The following is a 26,351-nucleotide window of genomic DNA, read 5'->3' as shown; positions in this document are numbered from 1 at the left end:
TCGCTCAGCGTCGATTATTCCGACGCCACAGGTTTGCCTTGCCTTGGTTCGGCACGCTAAGGTGATGGTGAAAAACTCCGTCATGGTCTGTAAAACATGAAGTTATATCAGATAGAGCTCTTTGTAGAGTCAGCCAATAGCGGCTCTATTGCCAACACCGCCCGTCGTCTCGGCAAAAGCCGCAGCGCTGTCAGCACCTCCATCGCAGCACTGGAAGTTGAGCTTGGCGTCGAACTTTTCGAACGAGGAGCCAATCAGAGTCGCCTGACCGAGATCGGCGAGCTGGTACTTGATGATTGCACTCGCCTGCTACAGGCGGCCAACAGCTTGCAGCAGAAGTGCAAACATTACGCCTCGGGTGCCGAAGTGGCGCTGCGGGTTGCCCGCGATGACGCCATCCCCGAGCAAGTGTGGCGCGAGATGCTGGCCAGCCTGCACAACCAATTTCCCGGCACCAGTATCTCGCTGGTGCTTGCCTCTCCGCCTGAACTGCCAGCGCTGGTTGAAGAGGGGTTCGTCGATGCCGCATTTGGCCTTATTACCGAGGATCAGGAGCGCAGCGGCCTCAACATCGATCTGCTCAACCCGATCCGCACCCTGATGGTGGTGGCGCCCAGCCATCCGCTGGCCGGACTGAAGCGGGTCAAACAGCAGGATCTGACCGATCACACCCAGGTCACTCTCTCGTATGTAGATGAATTTTCTGTAAAAAGCCTGCTACCTGTGGGAGGCCAGCATATAGGTCTCTCCAGCTTCGAGTTGATGCGCAACGCGGTCCTCGATGGGCTGGGCTGGGCAGTTCTCCCCTCGCCACTTATCCAGAGCCAGCTGCGACAAGGCACCCTGCTGACCCTGAAGCACAAGTTCAGCCTGCAGTGGCGAGACTATGGCGTCTATCTGGCAGAAAATGCCTATCACGGCAAAGTATTGGCCTGGTTGAAAAAATCGATCCAGAGTTATCTTGAGCCTTTCGAGTAAAGATGAAAGAGGCGGTGCCAGCTCACGATATCTGCTTATCCTGATGATCCTGACAGAGGTGATCGTGCATACTCTTCACATACTCATTGAGCGCCGGAGGCGTAACCGATATGAGCAGTGCCCAAGACAAGGACGATATCTGGCTGGATGACGACATCATCGAACTCGATGATGAAGAGGTCGTGGTCCCCAAGGCACTCAATCCCTGGCAAGTGCTGATCGTGGATGATGAGCCGGATATTCATCACGCCACCCGGCTTGCCCTCTCCAATATTCAATACAAATCTCGCCCGCTCGAGCTGCTCAACGCCTATAGTGGTGCAGAAGCCGCCACCATGCTGGAGGCCAATCCCAGGATTGCCCTGATCCTGCTGGATGTGGTGATGGAGACCGAAGATGCCGGTTTGCGGCTGGTGCACCGGATCCGCAACGAGATGCGCAACTCGCTGGTGCGGATCGTGCTGCGTACCGGCCAACCCGGTCAGGCACCGGAACAAAGGGTGATCCTCGATTACGACATCAACGACTACAAGACCAAGACCGAGTTGACGGTACAAAAACTCTTCACCACCGTCATCGCCTCCCTTCGCTCCTACGAAACCCTCAGCGCCATCGACAAGAGCCGACAGGGACTCGGCAAAATTCTGGAGGGCGCGGGCGATCTCTACCATCTCCATTCACTCAAGGAGTTTGCTTCCGGCGTGCTCAAACAGATCAGCGCCATTCTCGATGTGGGCACCGAAGGGGCCATCTGTGCCGAACGCCGTCCAGGCGAACATGGGCTTGAGATCCTGGCGGCAACCGGAGACTACGAGGCGCTGCTGGAGGAGAAGAGCCTTGATGAATTTTCTGCCCTGAAAGAGTCGGTCATGAAGGCGTTAAACGAGCGCTGCAACCGCTTTGAACACCCGCAGGACTCTCTCTATATTGCAGCCCAGAATGGCCGCGAGTTCGTGTTGAGCTTCACCCCGACCCAGCCTCTGGATCCTCTCGAGTGCGACCTGCTGGATGTCTTCTGCCAGCGCATCTCGGCGGCCTACGACAATCTCTATCTCTACAACCAGCTGCTTCGTGCCCAGGAGGCCACCGTGGTGGCGCTGGCGGCGCTGGCGGAGTTTCGTGATTCCGATACCGGCGAGCATGTCTTGCGGGTGCAGAAGCTCTCGGATGCCATCGTGGCCGAATTGAAGCAGATGGCGGTCTACCCGGAGCAACTGACTCCGGAGTTTGTCGAAATGATCGGTATGGCTTCCATCCTGCACGATGTGGGCAAGGTGGGCACCCCGGACCATATCCTGCACAAGCCCGGCCGTTTCGACCCGGAAGAGCGGGCCATCATGGAGCAGCACGCCGGCATCGGCGCCAATATCCTGCACAAGGCGGGCGAAATGGTGGAGGGAACCAGTTACCTCTCTCTCGGCGCCGAAATCGCCCGGGGCCACCACGAGCACTTCGATGGCAAGGGCTATCCGCTGCAGCTGGCTGGCCAGCAGATCCCGCTGTCGGCGAGGATAGTGGCGGTGGTCGATGTATTCGATGCCCTGCTCAGCAAGCGCCCCTACAAGGAGCCCTGGACGCTGGCGCAGACCATGGAGTATATCCAGTCCCGCTCCGGTACCCAGTTTGACTCTCATGTCGTAACAGCCCTGTCGCGACTGGTCAACGAATCGAGACTCCCCTACTCGCTCTGACCCTCTTTGCTCGCAACTCCACATGCCCTGCCGGTGACCAAGGTCAGCTGCAGGGCATCAAAACAGCCGTTTTGTTGCACCCCGCACACATCAACGCGCCGTAAAGCGGAAACATCCCCCTTCTTTGTTAGCGATGCCCGCTGAAATATGGTCATTTAACATCACATCGCTATAATATCGGCCTGCAAACCTGATACTAACAACGAAGGAATTATCATGAGCCTGAACCTGGTACCGGCCGGCAAGAGCCTGCCCGACGATATCTATGTCATCATCGAAATCCCGCAGAATGCCGACCCGATCAAATACGAAGTCGACAAGGACAGCGGTGCTATTTTCGTCGATCGCTTCATGTCTACCCCGATGTTCTATCCGTGCAACTACGGCTACGTGAACGCGACTCTCTCTCTGGATGGTGACCCCGTCGACGTACTGGTTCCGACCCCCTACCCGCTGCTGGCCGGTTCCGTCATTCGCTGCCGTCCGGTTGGCGTGCTGAAGATGACCGACGAATCTGGCGAAGATGCCAAGATCGTTGCCGTACCGCACTCCAAGCTGACCAAGCAGTACGACCACATCCAGGATGTGAACGATCTGCCGGAACTGCTGAAAGCCCAGATCCAGCACTTCTTCGAGCGCTACAAAGAGCTGGAAGCGGGCAAATGGGTCAAGGTGGAAGGTTGGGGCGACAAGGCTGCTGCCGAAGCCGAGATCAAGACCTCTGCCGAGCGTTACGCTGCCAAGTAAGCGTCACCCGGAATAAAAAAGGCGCCTTATGGCGCCTTTTTTGTCGGTGTTTGCGGCAGCTGACCTGCCGCATCTCCGGCAGGATTGCCCTGAATGTATATTTCACGACCATCTTTCTGGTAGGGACGATAGTAATCACCGCCACAGCGATAGCCACCGCCCGGCTGGCTCATCAGCTCGCAGTTGACCGGCAATACCTCCAGCCACTTGATAGCCTGCTGGTAGCGCAGCCACTCCTGCCATTCGTGTTCGCGCGCCAACTGATCGCGCAGGGCAAAGGTATCCGCAATGGACATCCCCTTGTTGACGATCACCTGACCCGCCATGGCTGGCAGGCTGAGCAGCCCAAACAGCACTATGATCCAAGGCTTCATAACCCCTCCAGAGTGACTTAATTTCACAATTAAATTAAAAGTCACATCAATCTGTTATCCAGATCACAAAACGAAACATCACCAAAGTGGTGCCGGCTCACCTAGTTGTTAATTATCGTCCACGGCAGGAAGCACCACCATGAAGCTGACCCCCGCGCTGTTGCTCAGCCTCACTCTCAGCACCACCCTTGGCGCCACAAGCAACGCCAGCGAGATCAACATGAGCTGGCAGTGGCAATCCACCGATGGCCAGCGCAAGCACTTCCAGCTGACCACCGACGATCAGGTGATGGCCGCCAGTCGCCACGAGATGAGCCTGCTGAAGGCCTCTCTCACCAATCCGCTGGAGACCCTTTACGCCTACATCAGCCCGCGGCTCTACAACAGCATCAACCTGATCAACCAGAGCAGCCCCGAGACCGCTACCAAGTTTCGCAATCTGGAGCAGGCCTTCACCCTGCGGGACGACAGCATGGAGTCGCTGCTGTTCTGGCAAGCCTACCAGCAGTATCAGGAGGATGCCTTCTACCAGATGAGGGTGATCCCCTGCGTCCATCCGGCCAATCGCAAACTGCCTTGCGTGCGACCCGATTACTCCCAGCTCTTCTACCACTTCAAAGGGCACCTCAAGCCACTGGCGCAGCAGTTTGCGGCCAAGGATCTCGCCACCAGCGTCAGCCTGCTGCAGGAGTGGCTGAACGCCATCCCCACCCAACCGGAGCAGTTGGATCACTTCGCGCCGCCGCTGCAGGCGTTGCAGGATAACAAGGCCGACAGCGACGAGAAGGCGCTGCTGATGGCCAGTCTGCTGGCGGAGCTGGCCCCGCAATATGTGCTCAGCATCATCTATCCGGATATCAGCATCGGCAGCGTCTCCCCTGCCTGGCTGGCCATTACGGCAGACAGTGGCGTACCCGGAGATGTGGTGGTGATCAACAATCAGCGCCATGTGCTGCTGACCGGCTCGTCCCTGCTGGCCCAGCAGATGACCATGGCCAAGATCCCCCTCATCAGCGAGTCGCTCTACTGACGCAGACAGCTCAGACCAGCAGCCAATTCATTGATTTTTATCGATGTCATGCCATCCTAGCTGCCCTTGCCAGCCAACCACCTGACTGGCGGGGCGCCGACGCTTCTGAATTGCGATCTTATTTAACACTTTTTAAACAGATCCGATCAGTTTAGGATGAAGCTCGCCCATTCCCTCAATCCGAAACTCGTTATAACATAACAAATGGAGTGTCATCAGGATGAAACATCTCGTACTTACTTTGGCGCTGCTGCCATCTCTGGTCTTTGCTCACAATTTCAAGGATGGCAACCCGGTGCCGCTGGTCAATGTCAGTGACAAAGGCGAGCTGGTACTGAATGGCAAGGAGATCGGCTACCAGCCGTGGCAGAGCACCTCACTCACCGGCAAGGTGTTCCTGATCCAGCATATTGCCGGTCGCTCCAGTGCCAAGGAGCTGAACGCCCCGATGATCGAGGCGATCAAGGCCGCCAAATTGCCGCAAGACAAGTACCAGACCGTTACCGTCATCAACAGCAATGACGCTATCTGGGGCACCTCCGGCTTCGTGAAGAGCAGTGCCGAGGACAGCAAGAAAGAGTTCCCCTGGTCCGCCATGGTGCTGGATGCCAAGGGCATGGCGCGCAACGCCTGGGATCTGACGCCGGAAAGCTCGGCCATCATCCTGCTGGATAAAGAGGGCAAGGTGCTGTTTGCCAAAGATGGCCAGCTCGATGCCAACAACATTGCTACCGTGATGGGGCTCATCAAGTCCCATCTCTAAGTCAGAGAGAAAGGGCGCTGATGGCGCCCTTTCCATAAGGGTCTATGGGTCGTATCAAACTGAAAATCTGGCTCTTGCTGCTGGGCTGGTTATGGCTGCAGCCTGCCCTTGCCCGGCACCAGTTTGAATCCGTCCTGCCCGGCCACGACGACCATCACTGTCTGGTCTGCGCCCTCCATCTGGATGGCAAGCAGGTCATCACCGCTACCCCCTATTGTTTCCCCAGTTCGACCTCTGTTTTGCCCGCTGTTGCAATCATGCAACGCTCGGCAAATACCGCCACGCTTCACAGCTATGCCATCCGTGCGCCGCCCGCCTCTGCTTTTCTCTATCCCTTTGTTTAATTTCGCTATTTGTTTTGAAAAAGGATTAAAGATGAAAGCAGTTACTCTGTTGCTGGCCGCAGCGGCCTTTGGCGCACACGCCAATCACGACGAACACGAGAGCCACAGCCACGGCGCCCACGAGCATGGCCACGGCCACCTCAATCTGGTGGTCGATGGCGACCAATTGATGATCGAACTGCAGGCACCCGCAGCCGATCTGGTGGGCTTCGAGCACGCTGCCAAGAGCGATGAAGAGAAGGCGCAGTATGCCAAAGCGGTCGCCCGCCTCCAGCAGCCTGACGCCCTGTTTCGCTTCGACCCGGCAGCTGGCTGCAAACTGACCCAGCAAGAGATGCAAGCTGCCAAAGAAGAGCATGATCACGACCATGACCATGACCATGACCATGACCATGACCATGACAAGGCTGCCAGCGACAAACATGAAGACCACCATGATCATGACGAAGCGGGTCACGCCGATATGGGCGCCATGTACACCTACACCTGCGCCACCCCGGCCAAACTGACCGGCCTTGAGGCGACCCTGTTCAGCGTCTATCCGAGCCTTGAGAAGCTGAGCGTGCAGGGGATCCTGCCCACTGGCCAGACCGCTGGCGAGCTGACCCCGTCCGCCAACAAGCTGAGCTGGTAACGCCATGAAAAAAGCCGTGGTTGAGATCCGCGATCTGGCCTTTGCCTGGCCAGGTGGCGACGCTGTACTCGATCTGCCCGCCCTCACCATCCGCGAGGGTGAGCGGGTCTTTATCAAGGGCCCGTCGGGCTCTGGCAAGTCGACCCTGCTCGGGTTGCTGGCCGGGATCCAGACCGCCAACCACGGCACCCTGGAGGTGCTGGGCCAACCATTGGCCCGGCTCTCTGGCCGTGCCCGTGACCACTTCCGGGCAGCCAATCTGGGTTATATCTTCCAGCAGTTCAATCTGCTGCCCTTTCTCTCGGTGCAGGACAACGTGACAGCTGCCCTCACCTTTTCGCCCGCCAAACGGGCCCGCCTGCAAGGGAGCCCGGAGCAGGAGGCGCGCCGTCTGCTGGCGGAGCTGCAACTGCCGGATGAGGCGCTGCATCGCCCCGTCCATGCCCTCAGCATCGGCCAGCAGCAACGGGTTGCCGCCGCACGGGCGCTGATCGGCTCGCCACCGCTGGTGATTGCCGACGAGCCCACCTCGGCCCTCGACACCGACAACCGGGCAGCCTTTATCAAGCTGTTGTTCGAGGAGTGCGACAAGCAGGGCTCGACCCTGATCTTCGTCAGCCACGACCCTTATCTCGAACCCCTGTTCCCGCGGGTCGAAAACCTGCAACAGCTCAACCGGAGGGCATCATGCTAAAGCTAGCCCTGCAAAGTCTCTGGGCCCGCCGCCTTACCGCCGGGCTCACCCTGCTGGCCGTCGCCATCAGCGTCACCCTGCTGCTCGGGGTGGAGCGGGTGCGCACCCAGGCCCGCGAAAGCTTCTCCAACACCGTCTCGGGGACCGATCTCATCGTTGGCGCCCGCTCCGGTCAGGTGAACCTGCTGCTCTACTCGGTGTTTCGCATCGGCAACCCCACCAATAACGTGGGGTGGGACTCCTATCAGGCCATCAAACAGAAACCCGGCGTCGCCTGGACCATCCCGCTCTCCCTTGGTGACTCCCACAAAGGATTTCGGGTGCTCGGCACCAATGGCGACTACTTCACCCACCTGAAGTACGGTCAGCAACAGTCGCTGCAACTGCGCGAGGGGCGGCCATTCGACACGCCGTTTGAAGCTGTGCTCGGCGCTCAGGTGGCCGAGAAGCTCGGCTATCACCTCGACCAATCCATCGTCATCGCCCACGGCGCTGGCAACACCTCGTTCAGCCAGCACGACAATCTGCCGTTCAAGGTGGTGGGTATTCTGGCGCCGACCGGTACGCCCATCGATCGCACCATCCATGTGCCGCTGGCGGGGATCGAGGCGATCCATCTCGGTTGGGACACCGGCCGCCACAGCAAGAACGTGACACCGGAGCAGGCGCTGGCGCAGGATCTCACCCCGAAAACCATCACCGCCTTTATGGTGGGGCTGAGCAACCGCATTCTGGCGTTCCAGCTGCAGCGCAGCGTCAACACCTATCCCAAAGAGCCGCTGATGGCGATCCTGCCGGGGGCCGCCCTGCAGGAGCTGTGGAGCCTGATGAGCGTGGCGGAAACCGCCCTCTCGGTCATCGCCGGTTTCGTGGTGGTGGCGGGCCTGATCGGCATGCTGACTACCCTGCTGGCAGGGCTTAACGAACGACGCCGGGAGCTCGCCATCTTGCGATCCCTCGGCGCGGGCCCTGCCCACCTGTTCCTGCTGCTGGCGCTGGAGGCCATGGCGCTGACCACGGTCGGCATCGCTCTCGGGGTCGCCGTGCTCTATCTGGGGCAGGGGCTTGCCTCGCCCTGGCTGCTCAGCCACTATGGCCTGCAACTGAGTCTGGGGATGCCGAGCGCCTATGAGTGGCAGTTGCTGGGGGTAGTCTGGCTGGCAGGCATGGTGATTGGCCTGCTCCCTGCCGCCCGCGCTTACCGCTACAGCCTGAGCGATGGCATGAGCATTCGCGTCTAGCGAGACGCCCAAAAATAGAAACAGAAGGACAGATGATGAAGTGGAAAATTGTGGCGCTGCTCGCCAGCCTGCTGGTACTGCCCGCCCTGGCCGCCGATTACAAGACCATCGACTGGGATGTGCTCATCCCGGAAGGGGAGAAACTGCTGCCACCTCCCCAGGTCAATCACGAAGATCCCATGTCGGTGCCGCAACCGGTGGGGGGGGTAAACAAGAAGCTGGACAACCAGGATGTGCGCATTCCGGGCTTCGTGGTGCCACTGGAGGGGGATGCCAAGAAGATCACCGCCTTCCTGCTGGTGCCCTACTTCGGCGCCTGCATCCATGTGCCGCCGCCCCCCACCAATCAGGTGATCTATGTGAGCTACCCCAAGGGTGCGCCGGTGGATGATCTGTGGGATGCCATCTGGGTGAAGGGCAAGATGCGCACGGTCAGCTCCAGCCACGAGATGGCCACCGCCTCCTATTCGATGGAAGCGGTCGAGGTGAGCGTCTACGAGGAGTAATCCTCCCGTTGCAAAAAAAAGCGGCCTCCACGGAGGCCGCTTTGTTATCTTGGCATCCCGGTTGGAGTAACATTCAGCTCCAGAACCTGTGCGAATGGAGTCAGCATGGCAGACCTCCCCCCCCCGAAAAAAGAGAGTTCGATCCTGAGCAGCCAGGAGCAGACCCTGCGTCTGGCCCGCAGTCGCGGCATCGACGGCATGCTCACCCGCAACACCGACAGCACCTTCGAACAGCGCGCCACCTTTCGCCATCTAGCGGATCAGGCCGCCCGCCAGCGCAATCTGGAAGCCATCATGGTGATGGCCTCCCGCCACTGCGAAGAAACGGCGGCCGGCGGCGAGATGGACAGCGACTGGCTGACCCGCTTCCTGCAACTGGCGGAAGATATCAGCATGGTGCCGATGCAGCAGCTGTGGGGGCGGATCTTCGCGCTGGAAGTCGCCACGCCGGGCCGCTTCTCCATCCGGGCGCTCGCCACCCTCAAAGAGATGACCCAGCGCGAGGCCCAGCTGTTCCAGCGCATCTGTTCACTGACCTGCCACTACACCGGCAGCGACGAGCAGCGACTGCTGCTGGGGCTGCACAAGGGAGCGACCCTGCTGAGTCGCGCCAAGGCAACGCGCCTTGGCCTTGGCAAATACCGACTGCCCTACAACGCCCTGCTGCAACTGTTTGAGCTCGGGCTGCTGCATCGCGCGGAGCTGGAGTCCGGCCCACTACCCGCCGATGGGGTCGAGCTGGAGTTCGGCAACCAGCGCTGGCGGCTGCAGTGCAAGCAGAACAACATCACCCTGCTCTACTACCGCCTCACCCCGGTGGGCAACGAGCTTGCCCAGCTGCTGCAAGAGTCGCCGCTGGAGGAGTACCTGCAGGATCTGAAAACTGTGCTGGTGCAGGGTATCCAGATTGAAGTGATGCAGCTCGTCAGCGCCCCCTCCTCACCCGCTCCCGACCCTCTCCCCTGAGCTCTGGCGGGGCAGCTGATGCCCCGTCGGTTCGTGGTTCTTTCGCATCAAGCTGCTGGCTCCAAGCTTGTTGGCTTGTCCAGAATAGGTTGCAAATTGCAGATGCCGCAGAGGCACACTCCGTCAGATCCGTTGCATATTGCAAACAGCAACGATCTTTTCCTGCCAAAACGGCACTAATAACACATCAATCATTAGCTTTTGCCAGCTGGCCCGCCCTTTGCACATGTCTTGATGCAGATCAAAATTCAACCATCACAGCTCGGGAGCAAGGCCATGAGAGTCAATCAACCGGTTACCCAACGCGAACGTCTCTATCCAGACCACCAGAGCCTGATCTCCACCACGGACCTGGAGAGCCGCATCACCTACGCCAACGAGGAGTTCTGCGAGATTGCAGGCTTCCAGCTCGACGAGCTAGTGGGGGAACACCACAATCTGGTGCGTCATCCTGACATGCCGAAACAGGCCTTTGCCGATCTGTGGAACCATATTCGCGAAGGCAAGAGCTGGATGGGGCCGGTGAAAAACCGCAGCAAAAGTGGCGATCACTACTGGGTCAGCGCCTTTGTCACCCCCATCAAGGATGCCAGTGGCCGGGTGGTGGAGTATCAGTCGGTGCGCACCGCCCCGAGCGAGGAGATCAAACAGCGGGCCGAGAAGGTCTATGCCGACCTTCGCAACAACAAACTGCCGCTGGCGCTCAAGTTGCCCACCTTCTCCCATACCCTGACCATCAACCTCTGCCTGCTGCTGAGCCTGCTCGCCATGTTTGCACTGGGCTACAACCACGACATGAACTGGCAACTGGCGCTGGTCGCCCTGCCGCTGGCGATAGCGGCCATCACCCTGAATGCCCTCTCCCGCCGCCTCGGCAAGCTCAACAAGATGGCCCGCAGCCGCTTTGACAACCCGCTGATGCAACTGCTCTACACCAACAAGGTGGACAACATCGCCGCCATCGAACTCTCGATGGTGATGAATCAGGCCGAGTTCAACGCCGTGCTGGCCCGCACCCAGCAGACTTGCAGCAAGATCCTGCAGGCCGCCGAGGGGGATCTGCGCAACGCCGAATCCATCACCGACAACCTGCAACAGCAGCAGGCCGAAACCAATCAGGTAGCGACCGCCGTGACCGAAATGTCGGAGTCCATTCGCGAGGTTTCACAGAGCTCCAGCGAATCCTCCAGCCTGCTGGACGAGACCGCCGACCTGTTCAAGAGCGGCAACCACAGTGTGGCCGAAACCGTGGCCGCCGTGGCGGGCATGAACAGCGAGCTGACCACCTCCAAGAGCGTGATCAGTGCGCTGGTTGGCCACTGCCGCGATATCGACGGCATCCTCGATGTGATCAACAACATCGCCAACCAGACCAACCTGCTGGCCCTCAATGCCGCCATCGAAGCGGCCCGGGCTGGCGAAGCGGGTCGCGGCTTCTCGGTAGTGGCCGATGAGATCCGCACCCTCGCCATAAAGACCCAATCCTCGACCAGCGAGATCCAGAAGATGATCACCGAACTGCAAACCAGCGCCGGGGATGCAGAACAGGCGATGGAGAAGGGCTGCCAACTCTCCGAAAGCTGCCAGCAAAAAGCCTCGGCGACCGGCACCATACTCCAGCAGATCAACGATATGCTGCAGCAGGTGGCCTCCGGCAGCGGCCAGATTGCCCAGGCGGTACAGGAGCAGTTCCACGTCACCGCCGAGATCAACCGCAACGTGCTCAGCATCAAGACCCTGGCCGATGACTCCAGCGTCGGCAGCCAGCACGCCGTGCACGGCATCACCCAGCTGGTAAACCAGTTAAGCGATCTCGACCGGCTGGTACGCCAGTTCCAGAAAGGGGCTCCGGCGACCCAAAGCCGCTACGAAGTGGCCACCACCCGCGCCGTGCCGGTTCGCCAAGCCAGATAACCGCTACCCAAACCATCACCGCAGAAAAACCCTATGGGCCTTTGGGCCCATAGGGTTTTTTAATGCCCGCCAGCAAGAGGACGATACTCCCGCTTCACCGTTCGATTTTCCCCTGCGCTGATGGGGGCCGCTGTTGAGCGGTTATATCGCCGCCAGTTATTTATTTATTAATTTATTGATCTTGCTCAGAAAACCGCCCACTTGCGCTTTTCTCCCCAGCCCCATTCGGTAACATAGCAGCTTGCCAACCTCTCGCTGGAGTCAGCCATGAGCTATGGCCAGAACAAGACCGCAGGTAAAAAGCAGCAGACTGGAGGCTGTAATTCAGGTGCGGTAGCCTTGTCTAAGGAAATAGATAATTTGTTAGCGGTACACTCCACGAATTTCCCTGTCAAATTGACAGGTTTCCCCAATTTTAAATTGGTAATTATGTTTATTTTTTGATGCAGGCAGGGAAATATGAATGCACAGAGTGATAATGAAGAGGATCAATATTTAGAACAAAACATTCTGCCTGATTTTAAATGTGTTGCATGTGGCGAATGTTGCCGACATATAAATCTAGTGCCATCACTTCAACACCTTCAGCTAGGTGATGGCATTTGCATCCATTTAAAAAATGACAAATGTGAAATATATGATGCTAGGCCTGATGTCTGTAACTATAAAAAATTGTATCGAGAGTTTAAAGATCTATATTCACCACAAGAATACCACAGACTATCAGTAGACCTATGCAATAAAATAATGGAAATTAAAACTCAGGATAAAAAATAAATGCATCATCTACAACAAAAACAAGAGCAGCAAGCGATTGATGAAATAAACGACATAAAGTTTCGGCAAGCAAATGGCTCATATCCAACCTCTTTTGAATATCCAATTGGCTTGCAATTTGAACTCACATCAAAATGCAATCTCACCTGCAAACATTGCTATAACTCTTCTGGCCTTGATCACTATAAAGACTCGATGACCCCTGAAGATTGGAATAATCTCGCCCATCAAATAGTTACTGATGGTGGAATTTTCCAAGCAATTATATCTGGTGGGGAGCCATTATTACTTGGCTCCCATCTTTTTGATTTTATGGATATTTTACATGCAGATGGCACAGCTTTTATTTTGATAACAAATGGCATGTTAGTTCGTCATTCAACTGTACAAAAACTGAAGAAGTATAAGTATTTTTGGGTCCAAGTATCAATTGACAATCTGCATGCAAATAAACATGATGAATTCCGAGGTGTTACTGGCAGTTGGCAAAAAGCCGTAGATGCTGCATTTCTTTTTTCTGGAGCTGGTTTACCTTTACGAATCGCACACTCCATTACACCAGATAACATTGACGATCTAGAAATGATGATAGACTTTTCTTACCAACTTGGTGCTTCATCCATAGTTTGTGGTGCGATAATGCCAAGCGGACGTGCTGTCGGCAGCACTAATTTAGTCCCAACCAATCAATCTTATTTAAATGAAATTTACGACATCGTTGAAAAAATGCAAATAAAGTATGCAGGAAGAATGCTGGTTCTTAATAGCGCGGAACACTTAACTGATATTTATAAAAAACAAGCCATGCCAAACTCTGCCGCTGTTATTAGACCAAATGGTGATATCAGAATGGATTGTACAATGCCATTTTGTATCGGCAATGTCAAAGAGGTCAGTATCAAAGATATATGGAAACAAAATGGTCTTAGTTGCTGGAACAGCAAGCAGGTAAAAGATTACATATCGAAGCTCGATAAATATGGTAATCACCCTAACCATCGCAATCATCTTGATCCAGATTTTAAAATTCAAAGCACAATCATTTAGGATGAATAGGAAGGAGTAAAAAAATGAAAAAATATTATAATAAACCAACTATTTTCGCTGATATTGGAAAAGTTGGTTTGCCTACGGTATTAGCTATTGGTGCCGTATCTGCAGCTGTTGGTGCCGCCTCAGTTGCAGTTGGAAGAATGGTGGGTAAAATTGATACTCAACAAAAAAATCATAATTTCAAATCAACATGTACGTCACACTTAACCATAAAAGGATTTGCATAATGAACACAATAAAAAAATCATATATCAAACCCCAGACAACCTTTAAGGCATCACCTGCATTAATGGCTGCTCCCTTGGCTTTTTTTTCGGCAGCAACGGCAGCAGCTGCCATAGCTGGTGCTGCTGTTGGGGCTGTAGCGACATCTAAATTGATGAGTGTTGAACCTAATAATTGCCAGAAAAATAACACTCTAAAACCTATAGAAGGACTACTCGGTGCCTAACACAACTGTATATGATATGATGGCGGAAATATATATTTCCGCCCATTTTAGAAAAATTCGTCACGATAATGACACTGGCTTTCTTATTATTATGGGTGACAACATTGAATTATCTTATTTCAATGATTCAGCCAAAGACATGCTTAGTACTTTAATGAATAATAAGCAGTGTCAAGTCAAAGATATTTTCAATGAAATTACATCATTATATGATGCACCCGAAATGCAACTAAAAAATGATATAGTTGACTTTTTACGAGATATGCAATGGAAAGGACTGATTTCTTTAAGAGTAGACAAAACGTTTTGATTTAAAATAATTAAATTAAGTGCTATCGTTTAATCATGCCCCCATATAAGCCAAACGTGACGCGGCTTCTGAGGTATGATCGCCAGCATTGACCGGCTAGTACCAAGCGACAGACCTCATGCTCAACCACGAAATGATCCTCAACCATATCGACGACATATTTGGCCAGCCCGTAGGTTCGAATAGCGCAGCATATTCAGACAATCGCGAATAACCCCGCCGCGATATAAGCAGGGATCGGAAGATCCCCTTGCGGGGTTGCTATCGGCTGCCTTGGAGTGGCTCAAGGCTCGTCGTTGCCACTATAAGCTGGATTTATTGGTTTTCCGATAATGACCCAACTTTTACTTATAGTGGCTACTGCCAGCCCATAAGCGCCCGTGGTGGCCCGCTGATCGGTCGCCGGGCGCTTGTTTTAGGTTCTTCCGATCCAATTACAGATAGTTCCCCTGCCGCAAGGCAGCCAGCAACTCATCCACCAGCTCTTCCACCGGTTTACCGGCATTAAGCAGATGAATTTCCGGCTGCTCCGGTGCCTCATAGGCGGAGTCGATACCGGTGAAATTGCGAATTTCCCCCGCCCGCGCTTTTTTGTAGAGCCCTTTGGGGTCGCGCTCTTCACAGACGGCGAGCGGCACATCGACAAAGACTTCGACAAACTCACCTTCGCCCAAGAGATTGCGTACCAGCTCCCGCTCGGCACGGAACGGCGAGATAAAGGCGGTGAGCACGATAAGGCCCGCATCCACCATCAGTTTTGCCACCTCGCCCACCCGGCGGATATTCTCCTGCCGCGCAGCATCATCGAAACCGAGATCGCCACACAGGCCGTGGCGCACATTGTCGCCATCCAGCAGATAGGTGTGCTTGCCTTGTGCCGCCAGCGCCTGCTCCAGCGCCCCCGCCAGGGTCGATTTGCCCGCCCCCGACAGCCCGGTAAACCAGATCACCAGCGGCTTTTGCCCTTTAAGCTCGGCCCGGCTCTGTTTGTCCACGGCATGCTTGTGCCACACGATATTGCTCATCCCACACTCCTTGATTGGCGCTCACGCCTCAAAACTTAAACTGTCCGGCACCACGGGGAGCCGCCTCAGACTATCAGCCGACAACGTGCTGGTGCCATGGCATTGCTCATCCCACACTCCTTGCTTGGCGATCACGCCTCAAAACTTAAACGGTCCGGAACCACGGGGAGCCGCTTCAGACTATCAGCCGACAACGTGCTGGTGCCATGACATTACTCATCCCAACACGCCTTGCTTGGCGCTTACGCCTTAAAACGGAAACAGCAGGGGCACCATCACAATCACCCCGAGGCTATAGGCCAGCGAGACCGGCAGGGCCAGCTTGAGGTAGTCCGGCATCTTGTAGTTGCCCGCGGCATAGACCATCAGGTTGGTCTGGTAGCCGTAAGGCAGGATAAAGCTGGAGCTGGCCCCGAACAGCACCGCCAGAATAAACGGCATGGTCGAGACATCCATGCTGAGCGCCAGCTGGTAACCCATGGGGAAGGCCAGCGCGGCGGCCGCGTTGTTGCTCATCAGCTCAGTCAGCACCAACGTAAACACATAGATACCGATAAAGGCGATGATGGGGCTGGCACCGTTGAACTCCCCCATCAGCCAGTCGGCGATAAGCTTGGCCAGCCCGCTCTTTTCCAGCTGATCGGCAATGGCCAGCGCCCCGCCCACCACCAGCCAGATATCCAGCGGAAAGCGGCGGCGGATCTCGTCCAGGGTCAGAATACGGGTGAGCAGCAGCGCCACCAGCATCAGCAGCAAGCCCTTGAACAGCGGCACCAGATCGAATACCGAGAGCGCCAACACCCCGAGAAAGCCCAGCACCACGGCGGCGCTACGCTTGCCATCGAGACGGGTGGAGGCTTCCAGCCCGCTCACCACCACAAACTCCCGTCCCAGCGATTTGTTGCGGGCAAACTGGGGGCCGGGGGCCAGCAGCAGGGTATCACCGGCATGCAGCTCAATCTGGCCGAGGCCACCGGTAAGCTGGGTTTCACCGCGGCGCACCGCCAGTACCACCGCATCGAAGTGGGTGCGAAACTCGGCATCCTTGATGGTCTGACCCACCAGCCGCGAGCTGTGGCTGACGATCACCTCCACCAGATGCTGGCCGTTGAGGCGGTGCTGGCCGTAGAGATCCAGCCCCTTCATCTCCTGCAACACACCGACGCTCTCCACATCGCCGCAAAACAGCAGTACGTCCCCTTCGTGCAGCTCGTGTTCCGGCTGCACCGGGCAGATCACCTCATCGCCGCGAATGATTTCCGCCAGATAGAGACTTTTCAGGCTGCGCAGGCCGTTCTCCTTGACGCTGCGCCCCGCCAGCGGCGAACCGGCGCCCACCTTGGCCTCGAGAAAGTAGCCGGATTCGCGGCTCATCTCGGTATCCTGCACCGGCAGGTGACGCGCAAACAGCAGCACGGCCACCAGACCGGTCAGCAAGGTGCCCGCCCCCACCATAAAGAAGTCGAACATGCCGAGCGGCGGCGCCCCCATCTTGATGAGGAAACTGTTGACGATCAGGTTGGTGGAGGTGCCGATCAGGGTCAGCACCCCGCCAAAGGTGGCCGCGAAACACATGGGCAGCAGCAGCCGCGACGGCGCATGGTTGGGGTTGCGTTTGACCGCTCCCAGCATGGAGGCCACCACGGCAGTGTTATTGACGAAAGCCGACAGGAAAGCGGTGGAGAACCACACCTTCACCAGCACCTTGTTGAATGAACCTGTGCCCACCAGATTGGCGAACCAGCTCATGATGCGGGTCTTCTCCACCGCCAGCGACACCAGCAGCAACAGCACCAGCGTCAGCAGGGCACTGTTGGTGTAGCCCGCCACCACGGCATTGATATCCGCCAGCCCGCTCAGGTAGGTGATGAGCACGGCGCCCGAGAAGAGCAGCGCCGGGCGGAGTTTGCCCTGGATCAGCAGGGCCACGAGAGCAGCCAGCAGACCCAGCACCAGGAATTGTTGCCAGGTCATGGGCTTACTCCTTGTTTGTGTCGTTACCGATGGCAAGGGCTTGCCAGTGCGGGAAGTGCTTGCGCACCAAGGCGTTGAGCTCGATCTCAAACTCGCTGTAGTGCCCTTTTACCGCTTTGGCGGCCAAGCCTTCCACTATCATGCCAGCGCCGACGGTGACGTTGGTCAGCCGGTCGATCAGGATAAAGCTGCCGGTATCGCGGATCTCCTGATACGGGTCGAACGCCACCGGGTCGGTGAGGCTCAGCTCGCACAAGCCGATCTCGTTGAGCTTGAGCTCGCTTGCAGGCAACTCGTCCAGCTTGTTGATCTCGATGCGGTGACGGATGGCCTCCACCTGACCGCGACTCTTCTTGGTGGCCAGTTTGACGTCGTAGACCCGGCCCGGTTGCAGGGACTCCTCCCCCATCCAGACGATATGGGCCAGCACATTCTGGGTCACTTGCGGCTGCTTGGCGGCATCCACCAGCAAGTCGCCGCGGCTGATATCGATCTCGTCGGCGAAGGTGACCGTGATGGCCTGACCCGGCAGGGCGTACTCCAGATCCCCGTCGAAGGTGACGATGCGGGTCACTGTGCTCTCCTTGCCGGACGGCAGCACCGCCAGCTTGTCGCCCACCCGCAGAATGCCGGAGGCGAGCGTGCCCGCAAAGCCGCGAAAATCGAGGTTGGGGCGGTTCACATACTGCACCGGCAGGCGCACCGGATGGCGTTCCAGCTCGCGCTCAACTTCTGCCGACTCCAGCAGAGCCAGCAGGGTTTCGCCCTGATACCAGGCCAGCTTATCGCTTGGATTGACCACGTTGTCACCGTCCAGCGCCGAAACCGGCACGATATGGATGGTGTCGACGCTGAGCTTTTTGGCGAACTCGCGGTAATCGGCGCTGATGCGCTCGAACACCTCCTGACTGAACTCCACCAGATCCATCTTGTTGACCGCCACCACGAACTGCTTGATGCCGAGCAGGCTCGCAATAAAGCTGTGGCGGCGGGTCTGATCCAGCACGCCCTTGCGGGCGTCGATCAATATGATGGCCAGATCGCAGGTGGAGGCGCCGGTGGCCATGTTGCGGGTGTACTGCTCGTGGCCCGGGGTATCCGAGATGATAAATTTGCGCTTGGCGGTGGAGAAATAGCGGTAGGCCACGTCGATGGTGATGCCCTGCTCACGCTCCGCTTGCAGGCCGTCTACCAAGAGCGCCAAGTCCAGCTTCTCGCCGGTGGTGCCAAGCTTCTGGCTGTCGGACTCCAGCGCTTTGAGCTGATCTTCATAAATCTGCTGGGAATCGTGCAGCAGGCGACCGATAAGGGTGCTCTTGCCGTCATCCACGCTGCCGCAGGTGAGAAAACGCAGCAGACTCTTGTGCTGCTGGGCGTGCAGATAGGCTTCGATGCCCTGTTCGGTGATGGCGGTCTGAATATGGCTGTTCATGCTGACGACTCCTTAGAAATATCCCTGACGCTTCTTCTGCTCCATGGAGCCGGCCTGATCGTGGTCGATGAGCCGCCCTTGCCGCTCGCTCGAGGTGGTGAGCAGCATCTCTTCAATAATTTCCGGCAAGGTGGTGGCAGCGGATTCGATGGCCCCGGTCAGCGGGTAGCAGCCGAGGGTGCGGAAGCGCACCAGCTCCTGCTTCACCTCATCCTCTGCGGTGAGCGGCATGCGCTCGTCATCCACCATGATCTTGATGCCGTTGCGCTCCACCACCGGACGATGGGCCGCAAAGTAGAGCGGCACTATGTCGATGTTCTCGAGGTAGATGTATTGCCAGATATCCAGCTCGGTCCAGTTGGAGAGCGGGAACACCCGGATGCTCTCCCCCTTGTTGACCTGGCTGTTGTAGACGCGCCACAGCTCGGGGCGCTGGTTTTTCGGATCCCAGCGGTGAGACTTGTCACGGAAGGAGTAGACCCGCTCCTTGGCGCGGGACTTCTCCTCGTCGCGGCGGGCGCCACCGAAGGCGGCGTCGAAGCCATATTTGTTGAGCGCCTGCTTGAGCCCCTCGGTCTTCATGATGTCGGTATGCTTGCCGCTGCCGTGGACAAAGGGGTTGATGCCCATGGCGAGCCCTTCCGGGTTCTTGTGGACGATCAGATCCAGCCCGTATTTTTTGGCGGTCTCGTCGCGGAATTTGATCATCTCCTTGAACTTCCAGTCGGTATCGACGTGGAGCAAGGGGAACGGGATCTTGCCCGGATAGAAGGCCTTGCGGGCCAGATGCAGCATGACGGAGGAGTCCTTGCCGATGGAGTACATCATCACCGGGTTTTCAAATTCGGCAGCCACCTCGCGGATGATATGGATGCTCTCGGCTTCCAGCTGCTGCAAGTGCGTCAATCTTTCACGGTCCATGTCTGGGTCCTCGGTTCATTGCTATCGCACCTGCTCGGGGCGCGGTGTTGGTTCAGTTCGGTGCCGCCATGGCCGCACCGTCAAATCGATGGATGTCGCCGCCGGCGCTCAGGCCAGGTTCACCAGCTTGAGGTCGCAGGCGCCCTGCTGTTGCGCCTCGCCAAACCAGGCGAGCCGCTCGCGCAGGGCAACCACTTCGCCGATGACGATAAGTGACGGGCTCACCGCCTGCTGGGCCAGTTCGGCCAGATCCGCCAAGGTACCGGTCAGCACCCGCTGGCGGGCGGTGGTGCCGCGCTCGATGATGGCGATGGGGGTAGCGCTGCTGCGACCATGGCTCACCAGCTGCTGGCGGATATGCTCGGAGCGCATCAACCCCATGTAGATAACCAGGGTCTGGCTGGTAGCGGCGAGCTGCTGCCAGTCGGGCTCCTTGCCATCGATCTGACAGTGGCCGGTAATAAAGACGGCGCTCTGGGCATGGTCGCGGTGAGTGAGCGGAATGCCGGCATAGGCGGTGGCACCGGCGGCGGCCGTGATGCCGGGCACCACCGAGAAGGGGATGCCTTCGTCGGCCAGCACTTCCAGCTCTTCGCCGCCACGACCGAACATAAAGGGATCGCCCCCCTTGAGCCGCACCACCCGGTTGCCCGCCCTGGCGTATTCCACCAGCAGGCGATTGGTCTCCTCCTGCGGCACGCTGTGGGCGCCGGCCTTCTTGCCGACCGACACCAGGGTGGCGTCGCGGCGCACCAGGTCCAGGATCTCGGGCGAGACCAGCTGGTCATAGAGCACCACTTCGGCCTGTTGAATCTGTTGCAACGCCTTGAGGGTCAACAGACCCGGATCACCGGGGCCCGCCCCCACCAGCACCACCTCGCCCACTTCGCTTGTCGCATGGTCGAGGCCATCGTTCAGCCACTGCTCGGCCCCCTGCCAATCCTCTTTCTCAATCAGACCGGCTAGGGTGTTGGAGGCAAAGGCGCGCTCCCAGAAGCGACGACGATCGGAAATCGAGGAGAGCACCCGCTTGGCCTGGTCGCGCACCCGGCCGGAGAGCTCGGCCAGAGCGCCGAGATGGCGCGGCAGCAGGCTCTCGAGCCGCTCGCGCAACAGCCGCACCAGCACCGGGGCCTTGCCGCCGCTGGAGACGGCCACCATGATGGGGCTGCGATCGATGATGGAAGGGAAGATGAAGCTGGAGCGCTTGGGGTCATCCACCACATTGACGAACAGGCCCAGCTGATTGGCACTTTGATAAACCAGTGCGTTGACTTCGAGATTGTCTGTAGCGGCAACGACCAGGATCTGGCCTGCCAGATGGGCCGGGGTGAAGCGCTCGGCCAGATGGGTGAAACGACCGGCAAATTCCGAAAATTCCGGTTCAAGCGCCGGGGAGACCAGGGTCAGCCGGGCACCGGCCGCCAGCAGCAGGCGCGCCTTGCGCAGGGCAACCTCGCCCCCGCCCACCAGCAGTACCGGGCGGCCTTCCAACTTGGCAAACATAGGTAAATAATCCATTTCGGCCCATCCCTCGGAACACGACTAATATGGGGCGACTATAGGCAGGGCAGCTTATCCCTCAAAATAATAAAAAATGCTTTTTAATGCGTTTTGGTAATTAGCAAAGCCAATTCATGACAAAGGCGTACAAAGTCACTTGTGGTACCTGACGCCAGACCATAGGCTAGGGACTGTGTTTCATAAGGAGCTAAATGATGAATGAATCATTGATTGTGCTAGGGATTTTCGTGTTCCTGGTGCTCGCCACCCTGAGCGCGGGCATCAAGATAGTGCCCCAGGGCTACAACTGGACGGTGGAGCGCTTCGGCCGCTACACCCGCACCCTGACACCAGGCCTCAACCTGCTGATCCCCTACGTGGATCGGGTCGGCCACAAGATCATCATGATGGAGCAGGTGCTGGATATCCCGGCACAAGAGGTGATCTCCCGCGACAACGCCAACGTCACCATCGACGCCATCAGCTTTGTGCAGGTGGTGGATGCCCGCAAAGCGGGCTACGAGGTCAACGATCTCACCAGCGCCATCCGCAATCTCACCATGACCAATATGCGGACTGTGCTCGGCGCCATGGAGCTGGACGAGATGCTCTCCCAGCGCGACACCATCAACGAAAAACTGCTGCGCACCATGGATGCCGCCACCGCCCCCTGGGGCATCAAGGTGACCCGCATCGAGATTAAAGATGTGCGCCCACCGCTGGCACTGGTCGAGGCGATGAACGCCCAGATGAAGGCCGAGCGCCAAAAACGGGCCGAGGTACTGGAAGCCGAAGGGGTGCGCCAGTCCAAAATCCTGAAAGCGGAAGGCGAGAAGCAGTCCCAGATCCTCAAAGCCGAAGGTGAGCGTCAGGCCGCCTTCCTCGCCGCAGAAGCGCGGGAGCGGGCTGCCGAGGCGGAAGCCAAGGCGACTCATATGGTCTCCCAAGCCATCGCCGCCGGAGATCTGCAGGCCATCAACTACTTCGTGGCCCAGAAATATACCGAGGCACTGGCCCGCATCGGTGAAGGCCCCAACAGCAAGATCATCATGATGCCGCTGGAAGCGGGCAGCCTGATTGGCTCTGTGGCTGGCATGGCCGAGCTGTTCAACAAAGATGGCAAGGGCAGCAAGTCATGACAGCCCTGTTAGAGGGGCTGACCCACTGGCACTGGCTGGGACTCGGCTTCATTCTGCTGGCCATCGAGGTGCTCGGCTCTGTGGGCTTTTTGCTCTGGACCGGCATCGCTGCGCTGGAAGTGGGGCTACTGCTGCTGATCTGGCCCTTCGGCTGGCAGGCGCAGTTGCTGCTGTTTGCGGTGCAATCCCTGCTCACCACCTGGGCCTGGTGGCGCTGGCAGCACCAGCGCGACAACTCGGGTCAGGATGCCGCCAGCACCATCAACGAGCGGATGCAGAGCTATATGGGCCGCGAGCTGACCCTGCTGGATGACGTCACCCAAGGTACCAGTCGGGTGCATCTGGACGATACAGTCTGGACGGTGCGCTGTGACGAGTCGCTGCCTGCGGGCAGCAAAGTCAGGGTGGTCGGGGCCGACTCCCACATCCTGCTGGTTGAACCCCGCAACTGACGCAACTCTGCCGTCGAGTCATAAAAAAGCCCGCGATCGCTCGCGGGCTTTTGTCTCTCTGGCTGCCACTCAGGTACGCAGCCGATCGAGCTGACTGGCGAGCGCCGTGGCCGCTTGCTCCAGCGCCTCGCTCAGTTGATGGCTGGAGCTGGCCTCCTGCCCGATCACGTTGGCGGTATCACCAATCCGCATCAAATTCTTGTTGATATCGTCACTGACGGCGCTCTGCTGCTCGGCGGCGGTAGCCACCTGACTGATGTGGTCGTGGATCTGCTGGATCTGGGCCACCACCCGATTGAGCGCCTCGAACGCCTGCTCGGTGCCCTGCACCGTGGTGGTGGAGCGCTCGATGCCGGTATTCATCAGACGCTGGCTGCTGCTCACCTCGGTCTGCAGGCTGCCAATCAGCTGGCCGATCTCGTCGGTCGATTCACGGGTCTTGGTCGCCAGCGCCCGCACCTCGTCTGCCACCACCGCAAAGCCACGGCCCATGTCCCCTGCCCGCGCCGCTTCGATGGCGGCATTGAGAGCCAGCAGGTTAGTCTGCTCGGCAATGGCGCGGATCACATCAAGGATCCGGCTGATATTGGTGCTGCGCTGAGCTACCAGCGCCACCGCTTTATCCGCCTCATGCATATCGCCGACCAGAGTATGGATCTCGTTGCGAGCATTGCTGAGGGTCTGCTGGGCGGTATTGATGTGGTGGGTCGCCGCTTCCGACTCCTGCGCCGCCTGCTCGGCATAACCTGCCACGCTGACTGCCGTGGTGCTCATCTGGTGCATGGCGCTCACCACGCTCTCCAGCTCCAGATTCTGCTCGTCCAGACTGTTGCGCATGGTGTCAGCGGTATGTTTCATCTCCCGCGCCTGCTGGTAGACCTGCTGACCAATCCCCTTGCTCATTTGCACCATGCCCCGCAGCTTGCCGAGGAAGGCATTGAGCTGGGAACCCAGATCGATCAGCTCCTGATGGGTGTCGATCTCCATCTGCTGGGTCAGGTCCCCCTCGTTGCTGGAGAGATGGCCCACATGGCGGCTGATAAGGGAAAGCGGCGCAGTGATGGTCTGGATAAACCAGACCAGCAGCCCCAGCACCAACAGGGTAATCCCGCCCATGGCGATGATCTGCTGCCGCTGGGCATCCACCAGCAGGGTGCCCAGTTCATTGCTGATGGCGTGCGCCTTGCCGAGCGCCAGCGCCTTGGGCACCTTGATCATCAACCACCACTGGGTATTGGCTGCTTCAACCCGGATGGGCTGATGAAGAATAAAGTCACTGTCGCTGCTGACCGGCTGACCGTCAGGCAGGGTCAGGCCCACCTCCTTGAGTGGACGGCCCAACTTGTCGGCATAGCGGTTGCTGCCCACAATCAGCCCCATCTTGCTGACCAGGGTCACATCCGCCTTGTTGTCATAGAGGCTCTTGCCAAGGTTTTCAGCCAGTTGCTGAAAAATGGGCAGGTTCATATCCACACCGGCCAGCCCGACAAACTTGCCGTCACGCAGCACGGGCACCGTCAGACTGGTCATCAGCATCTTGTTGCCCGGGCTGATTTCGTAGAGGTAGGGCTCCATCAGGCAGGGCTGACGGGTATCGCGACCACAGAGATACCACTCGCTGTTGCGAATACCGAACTCGTTGAGGGAGGTATCAAACTTGGCCTCGCTGGCAGCGGCATCCACCGCTTGCTGGGCGACGGAGCCTCCCTGATCTTTGGTGAAATAGACCTCCAGACTCCCCTTTCCTGCCACCGAGTGGCTGGCCCCGCCCAGCCAGTTGCCATCCTCGCCATCATAGCCATCCGGTTCAAACTGGGCATAAATGGAGCTGATCCCACTCGCTTGCTGCAGGCTGCTGCCGAGCAGAGACTCCACTTGGGGCCGCGACAACCGCAGTTCCGGCTTGGCCATCCCGGCTTCAATCTGGGCGGTCACGGTCAGGGGGATCTGATAGGAGTTCTGCATCAGCGAGGCAATCTGGATGGCATAGCGCTCTGCCTGATACTGCAAGCTGCGGGAGACCTCCTCTTCCAGTGCATCGCTGGTCTGGGTCATCACCATGTTGCGAAGGGAGCTGAAAGAGGCCGATTGCAACAGGGTCATGGCCAGCCCGGTCAGCAGAAATAGCCCCATGGTAAGGCACAACAACTTGAACTTGAGGGAACGTTGCTTCATGCGACAACTCCTTATGGCAGAATAACAACGAATTACTTGAGTATATTCGCCCACTTGCGCTTCACCCGATTTGTTGATGGGTTTGTGGCAGGCTTCTGGTTATAATTTTTGCCTTCCCGAGCGTTGATGGAACAGTCGCAATGAGCAATGCACTGAGCAGTGTCCCGCCGGTAGTCGCGATGGACTACCCCTTTCCGGCCAAACCTCTTCCCCTGAGTGCCGAGCAGAGAACGACCTTGACCACAGAAATCAAGGCGCTACTCAAGGAGCGCAAAGCGGTACTGGTCGCCCACTACTACACGGATCCCGAGATCCAGGCGCTAGCCGAAGCCACCGGCGGTTTCGTCGGTGACTCGCTGGAGATGGCCCGCTTTGGCCGCGATCACGAGGCGCAAACCCTGATCGTCGCCGGGGTGCGCTTTATGGGGGAGACCTCCAAGATCCTGAGCCCCCACAAGCGGGTGCTGATGCCGACTCTGGAGGCCGAATGCTCCCTCGATCTGGGCTGTCCCATCGAGCAGTTCTCCGCCTTCTGCGATGCCAATCCCGACCACACCGTGGTGGTCTATGCCAATACCTCGGCCGCCGTTAAAGCACGGGCTGACTGGGTGGTGACCTCCAGCATCGCACTCGAGATCGTTGAACACCTCGACAGTCTGGGTCACAAGATCATCTGGGGCCCGGATCGCCATCTGGGTGCCTATATCGAGAAGAAGACCGGGACGCAGATGCTGCGCTGGCAAGGCCACTGCATCGTCCACGACGAGTTCAAGGCCCGCGCCCTGCGCGAGCTGAAAGAGCAGAATCCGGACGCCGCCGTGCTGGTTCATCCGGAATCCCCCGCCTCGGTGATCGAGCTGGCCGATGCGGTGGGCTCCACCAGCCAGCTGATCAAGGCGGCCAAGGCGCTGCCCCAACAAAAACTGATTGTGGCGACCGATCGGGGCATCTTCTACAAGATGCAGCAGGCTTGTCCGGAGAAAGAGATGGTGGAAGCACCGACCGGTGGCGATGGCGCTACCTGCCGCAGCTGCGCCCACTGCCCCTGGATGGCGATGAACGGTCTGGTGGCGATCAAGGAAGCGCTCACCGACGGTGCCGAGCACCACGAGATCCATGTCGACGAAGATCTGCGGGTCAAAGCCTTGATCCCCCTCGATCGGATGCTCAATTTCGCCGCCGAACTCAAGCTCAAGACCCAGGGCAACGCCTGATTGCCACCGTCACGAGATGCAAAGAGGGCTCCCGCGGGAGCCC

28 protein-coding genes are annotated in these 26,351 nt (G+C 58.0%); 21 read left to right on the top strand and 7 right to left on the bottom strand.

The features are described 5' to 3' along the window. The first annotated feature begins 96 nt into the window (after positions 1-96). The 3 genes from G5221_RS15190 (at position 97) to ppa (ending at position 3,416) form a co-directional block, all read left to right on the top strand. Complete coding sequence (locus tag G5221_RS15190) at positions 97-978, top strand: LysR family transcriptional regulator (protein WP_216979467.1); 882 nt, start codon at positions 97-99, stop codon at positions 976-978. A 110-nt stretch (positions 979-1,088) separates the two neighbouring features. Next, positions 1,089-2,669 carry a DUF3369 domain-containing protein gene (locus tag G5221_RS15185; protein WP_421223911.1) on the top strand — a complete coding sequence of 527 codons (1,581 nt, stop codon included), beginning with the start codon at positions 1,089-1,091 and terminating at the stop codon, positions 2,667-2,669. Positions 2,670-2,885: 216 nt separating this feature from the next. Continuing rightward, positions 2,886-3,416, top strand: coding sequence for an inorganic diphosphatase (ppa, locus tag G5221_RS15180; RefSeq protein ID WP_005335667.1), 531 nt, complete (start codon positions 2,886-2,888; stop codon positions 3,414-3,416). A gap of 26 nt (positions 3,417-3,442) precedes the next feature. Here ppa and G5221_RS15175 read toward each other — a convergent pair whose 3' ends face one another. After that, positions 3,443-3,790, bottom strand: coding sequence for a hypothetical protein (locus G5221_RS15175; RefSeq protein ID WP_076492509.1), 348 nt, complete (start codon positions 3,788-3,790; stop codon positions 3,443-3,445). Positions 3,791-3,929: 139 nt separating this feature from the next. On the opposite strand from G5221_RS15175, the gene G5221_RS15170 reads away from it, so the two are divergent. From G5221_RS15170 to G5221_RS15100, 15 genes are all read left to right on the top strand, one after another. Next, on the top strand, positions 3,930-4,820 hold the full coding sequence (locus tag G5221_RS15170) for a hypothetical protein (RefSeq protein ID WP_005354684.1): 891 nt from the start codon (positions 3,930-3,932) through the stop codon (positions 4,818-4,820). Between the two features lie 220 nt (positions 4,821-5,040). Beyond that, positions 5,041-5,583 carry a YtfJ family protein gene (locus G5221_RS15165; protein WP_005335681.1) on the top strand — a complete coding sequence of 181 codons (543 nt, stop codon included), beginning with the start codon at positions 5,041-5,043 and terminating at the stop codon, positions 5,581-5,583. A gap of 44 nt (positions 5,584-5,627) precedes the next feature. Continuing rightward, on the top strand, positions 5,628-5,927 hold the full coding sequence (locus G5221_RS15160) for a hypothetical protein (protein WP_421263525.1): 300 nt from the start codon (positions 5,628-5,630) through the stop codon (positions 5,925-5,927). Between the two features lie 31 nt (positions 5,928-5,958). Beyond that, positions 5,959-6,561 carry a DUF2796 domain-containing protein gene (locus tag G5221_RS15155; protein WP_421263524.1) on the top strand — a complete coding sequence of 201 codons (603 nt, stop codon included), beginning with the start codon at positions 5,959-5,961 and terminating at the stop codon, positions 6,559-6,561. A 4-nt stretch (positions 6,562-6,565) separates the two neighbouring features. Continuing rightward, entirely contained in the window at positions 6,566-7,255 is a 690-nt protein-coding gene (locus G5221_RS15150; RefSeq protein WP_005362918.1) for an ABC transporter ATP-binding protein, read from the top strand. Next, positions 7,249-8,496 carry an ABC transporter permease gene (locus tag G5221_RS15145; RefSeq protein ID WP_421263523.1) on the top strand — a complete coding sequence of 416 codons (1,248 nt, stop codon included), beginning with the start codon at positions 7,249-7,251 and terminating at the stop codon, positions 8,494-8,496. The genes G5221_RS15150 and G5221_RS15145 overlap by 7 nt, the downstream gene beginning before the upstream one ends. 32 nt (positions 8,497-8,528) lie before the next feature. Next, the gene (locus G5221_RS15140; protein ID WP_026034852.1) at positions 8,529-9,002 is read left to right on the top strand and encodes a DUF3299 domain-containing protein; all 474 of its coding nucleotides are present in this window, start codon (positions 8,529-8,531) and stop codon (positions 9,000-9,002) included. A 105-nt stretch (positions 9,003-9,107) separates the two neighbouring features. After that, positions 9,108-9,968 (top strand): TIGR03899 family protein, encoded by an 861-nt coding sequence (locus G5221_RS15135; protein WP_047439578.1) that lies wholly within the window; start codon positions 9,108-9,110, stop codon positions 9,966-9,968. A gap of 276 nt (positions 9,969-10,244) precedes the next feature. Further along, positions 10,245-11,882 (top strand): PAS domain-containing methyl-accepting chemotaxis protein, encoded by a 1,638-nt coding sequence (locus G5221_RS15130; protein WP_421263522.1) that lies wholly within the window; start codon positions 10,245-10,247, stop codon positions 11,880-11,882. Between the two features lie 267 nt (positions 11,883-12,149). Continuing rightward, positions 12,150-12,326 (top strand): hypothetical protein, encoded by a 177-nt coding sequence (locus G5221_RS15125; protein WP_257696581.1) that lies wholly within the window; start codon positions 12,150-12,152, stop codon positions 12,324-12,326. A 15-nt stretch (positions 12,327-12,341) separates the two neighbouring features. Continuing rightward, a complete protein-coding gene (locus G5221_RS15120) occupies positions 12,342-12,659 on the top strand; it encodes a YkgJ family cysteine cluster protein (RefSeq protein ID WP_146037047.1) in 318 nt (105 codons plus the stop codon). After that, positions 12,660-13,706: a radical SAM protein gene (locus G5221_RS15115; protein WP_257696579.1), complete on the top strand. Its 1,047-nt coding sequence runs from the start codon at positions 12,660-12,662 to the stop codon at positions 13,704-13,706. Positions 13,707-13,729: 23 nt separating this feature from the next. Further along, entirely contained in the window at positions 13,730-13,939 is a 210-nt protein-coding gene (locus tag G5221_RS15110) for a hypothetical protein (protein ID WP_257696578.1), read from the top strand. Continuing rightward, positions 13,939-14,163 carry a hypothetical protein gene (locus tag G5221_RS15105; protein WP_146037045.1) on the top strand — a complete coding sequence of 75 codons (225 nt, stop codon included), beginning with the start codon at positions 13,939-13,941 and terminating at the stop codon, positions 14,161-14,163. The genes G5221_RS15110 and G5221_RS15105 overlap by 1 nt, the downstream gene beginning before the upstream one ends. After that, complete coding sequence (locus G5221_RS15100; RefSeq protein ID WP_257696577.1) at positions 14,156-14,473, top strand: PqqD family protein; 318 nt, start codon at positions 14,156-14,158, stop codon at positions 14,471-14,473. Before G5221_RS15105 ends, G5221_RS15100 begins: the two co-directional genes overlap by 8 nt. 434 nt (positions 14,474-14,907) lie before the next feature. Here the strand turns inward: G5221_RS15100 and cysC are convergent, their stop codons facing one another. The 5 genes from cysC to cysG all read right to left on the bottom strand — a co-directional run bounded on the left by cysC (position 14,908) and on the right by cysG (position 21,346). Next, positions 14,908-15,498, bottom strand: a complete 591-nt coding sequence (gene cysC, locus G5221_RS15095; RefSeq protein WP_421263521.1) for an adenylyl-sulfate kinase — start codon at positions 15,496-15,498, stop codon at positions 14,908-14,910. A gap of 249 nt (positions 15,499-15,747) precedes the next feature. Beyond that, complete coding sequence (locus G5221_RS15090) at positions 15,748-17,472, bottom strand: SLC13 family permease (protein ID WP_120415425.1); 1,725 nt, start codon at positions 17,470-17,472, stop codon at positions 15,748-15,750. Positions 17,473-17,476: 4 nt separating this feature from the next. Beyond that, positions 17,477-18,904 (bottom strand): sulfate adenylyltransferase subunit CysN, encoded by a 1,428-nt coding sequence (gene cysN / locus G5221_RS15085; protein WP_421263520.1) that lies wholly within the window; start codon positions 18,902-18,904, stop codon positions 17,477-17,479. Positions 18,905-18,916: 12 nt separating this feature from the next. Then, positions 18,917-19,825: a sulfate adenylyltransferase subunit CysD gene (cysD, locus tag G5221_RS15080; RefSeq protein WP_033113233.1), complete on the bottom strand. Its 909-nt coding sequence runs from the start codon at positions 19,823-19,825 to the stop codon at positions 18,917-18,919. 108 nt (positions 19,826-19,933) lie between these two features. Next, on the bottom strand, positions 19,934-21,346 hold the full coding sequence (gene cysG / locus G5221_RS15075; protein WP_421263519.1) for a siroheme synthase CysG: 1,413 nt from the start codon (positions 21,344-21,346) through the stop codon (positions 19,934-19,936). Positions 21,347-21,543: 197 nt separating this feature from the next. On the opposite strand from cysG, the gene G5221_RS15070 reads away from it, so the two are divergent. Both G5221_RS15070 and G5221_RS15065 read left to right on the top strand, forming a co-directional pair. Next, the gene (locus G5221_RS15070) at positions 21,544-22,467 is read left to right on the top strand and encodes an SPFH domain-containing protein (RefSeq protein ID WP_159164778.1); all 924 of its coding nucleotides are present in this window, start codon (positions 21,544-21,546) and stop codon (positions 22,465-22,467) included. After that, positions 22,464-22,919, top strand: coding sequence for an NfeD family protein (locus tag G5221_RS15065; protein WP_005335704.1), 456 nt, complete (start codon positions 22,464-22,466; stop codon positions 22,917-22,919). The genes G5221_RS15070 and G5221_RS15065 overlap by 4 nt, the downstream gene beginning before the upstream one ends. Before the next feature lie 69 nt (positions 22,920-22,988). Here G5221_RS15065 and G5221_RS15060 read toward each other — a convergent pair whose 3' ends face one another. Beyond that, entirely contained in the window at positions 22,989-25,094 is a 2,106-nt protein-coding gene (locus G5221_RS15060; protein ID WP_421263518.1) for a methyl-accepting chemotaxis protein, read from the bottom strand. A 140-nt stretch (positions 25,095-25,234) separates the two neighbouring features. Between G5221_RS15060 and nadA the strand changes: the two genes are divergently transcribed. Further along, positions 25,235-26,308 (top strand): quinolinate synthase NadA, encoded by a 1,074-nt coding sequence (nadA, locus tag G5221_RS15055; protein WP_421263517.1) that lies wholly within the window; start codon positions 25,235-25,237, stop codon positions 26,306-26,308. The last annotated feature ends 43 nt before the right edge of the window (positions 26,309-26,351 follow it).

The sequence above is a fragment of the Aeromonas sp. 602200 genome (assembly GCF_049173895.1).
Lineage (GTDB): Bacteria > Pseudomonadota > Gammaproteobacteria > Enterobacterales > Aeromonadaceae > Aeromonas > Aeromonas veronii_A.
The sequence above is the reverse complement of the archived record's forward strand: the minus strand, read 5'-3'. Positions and strand labels throughout refer to the sequence as shown.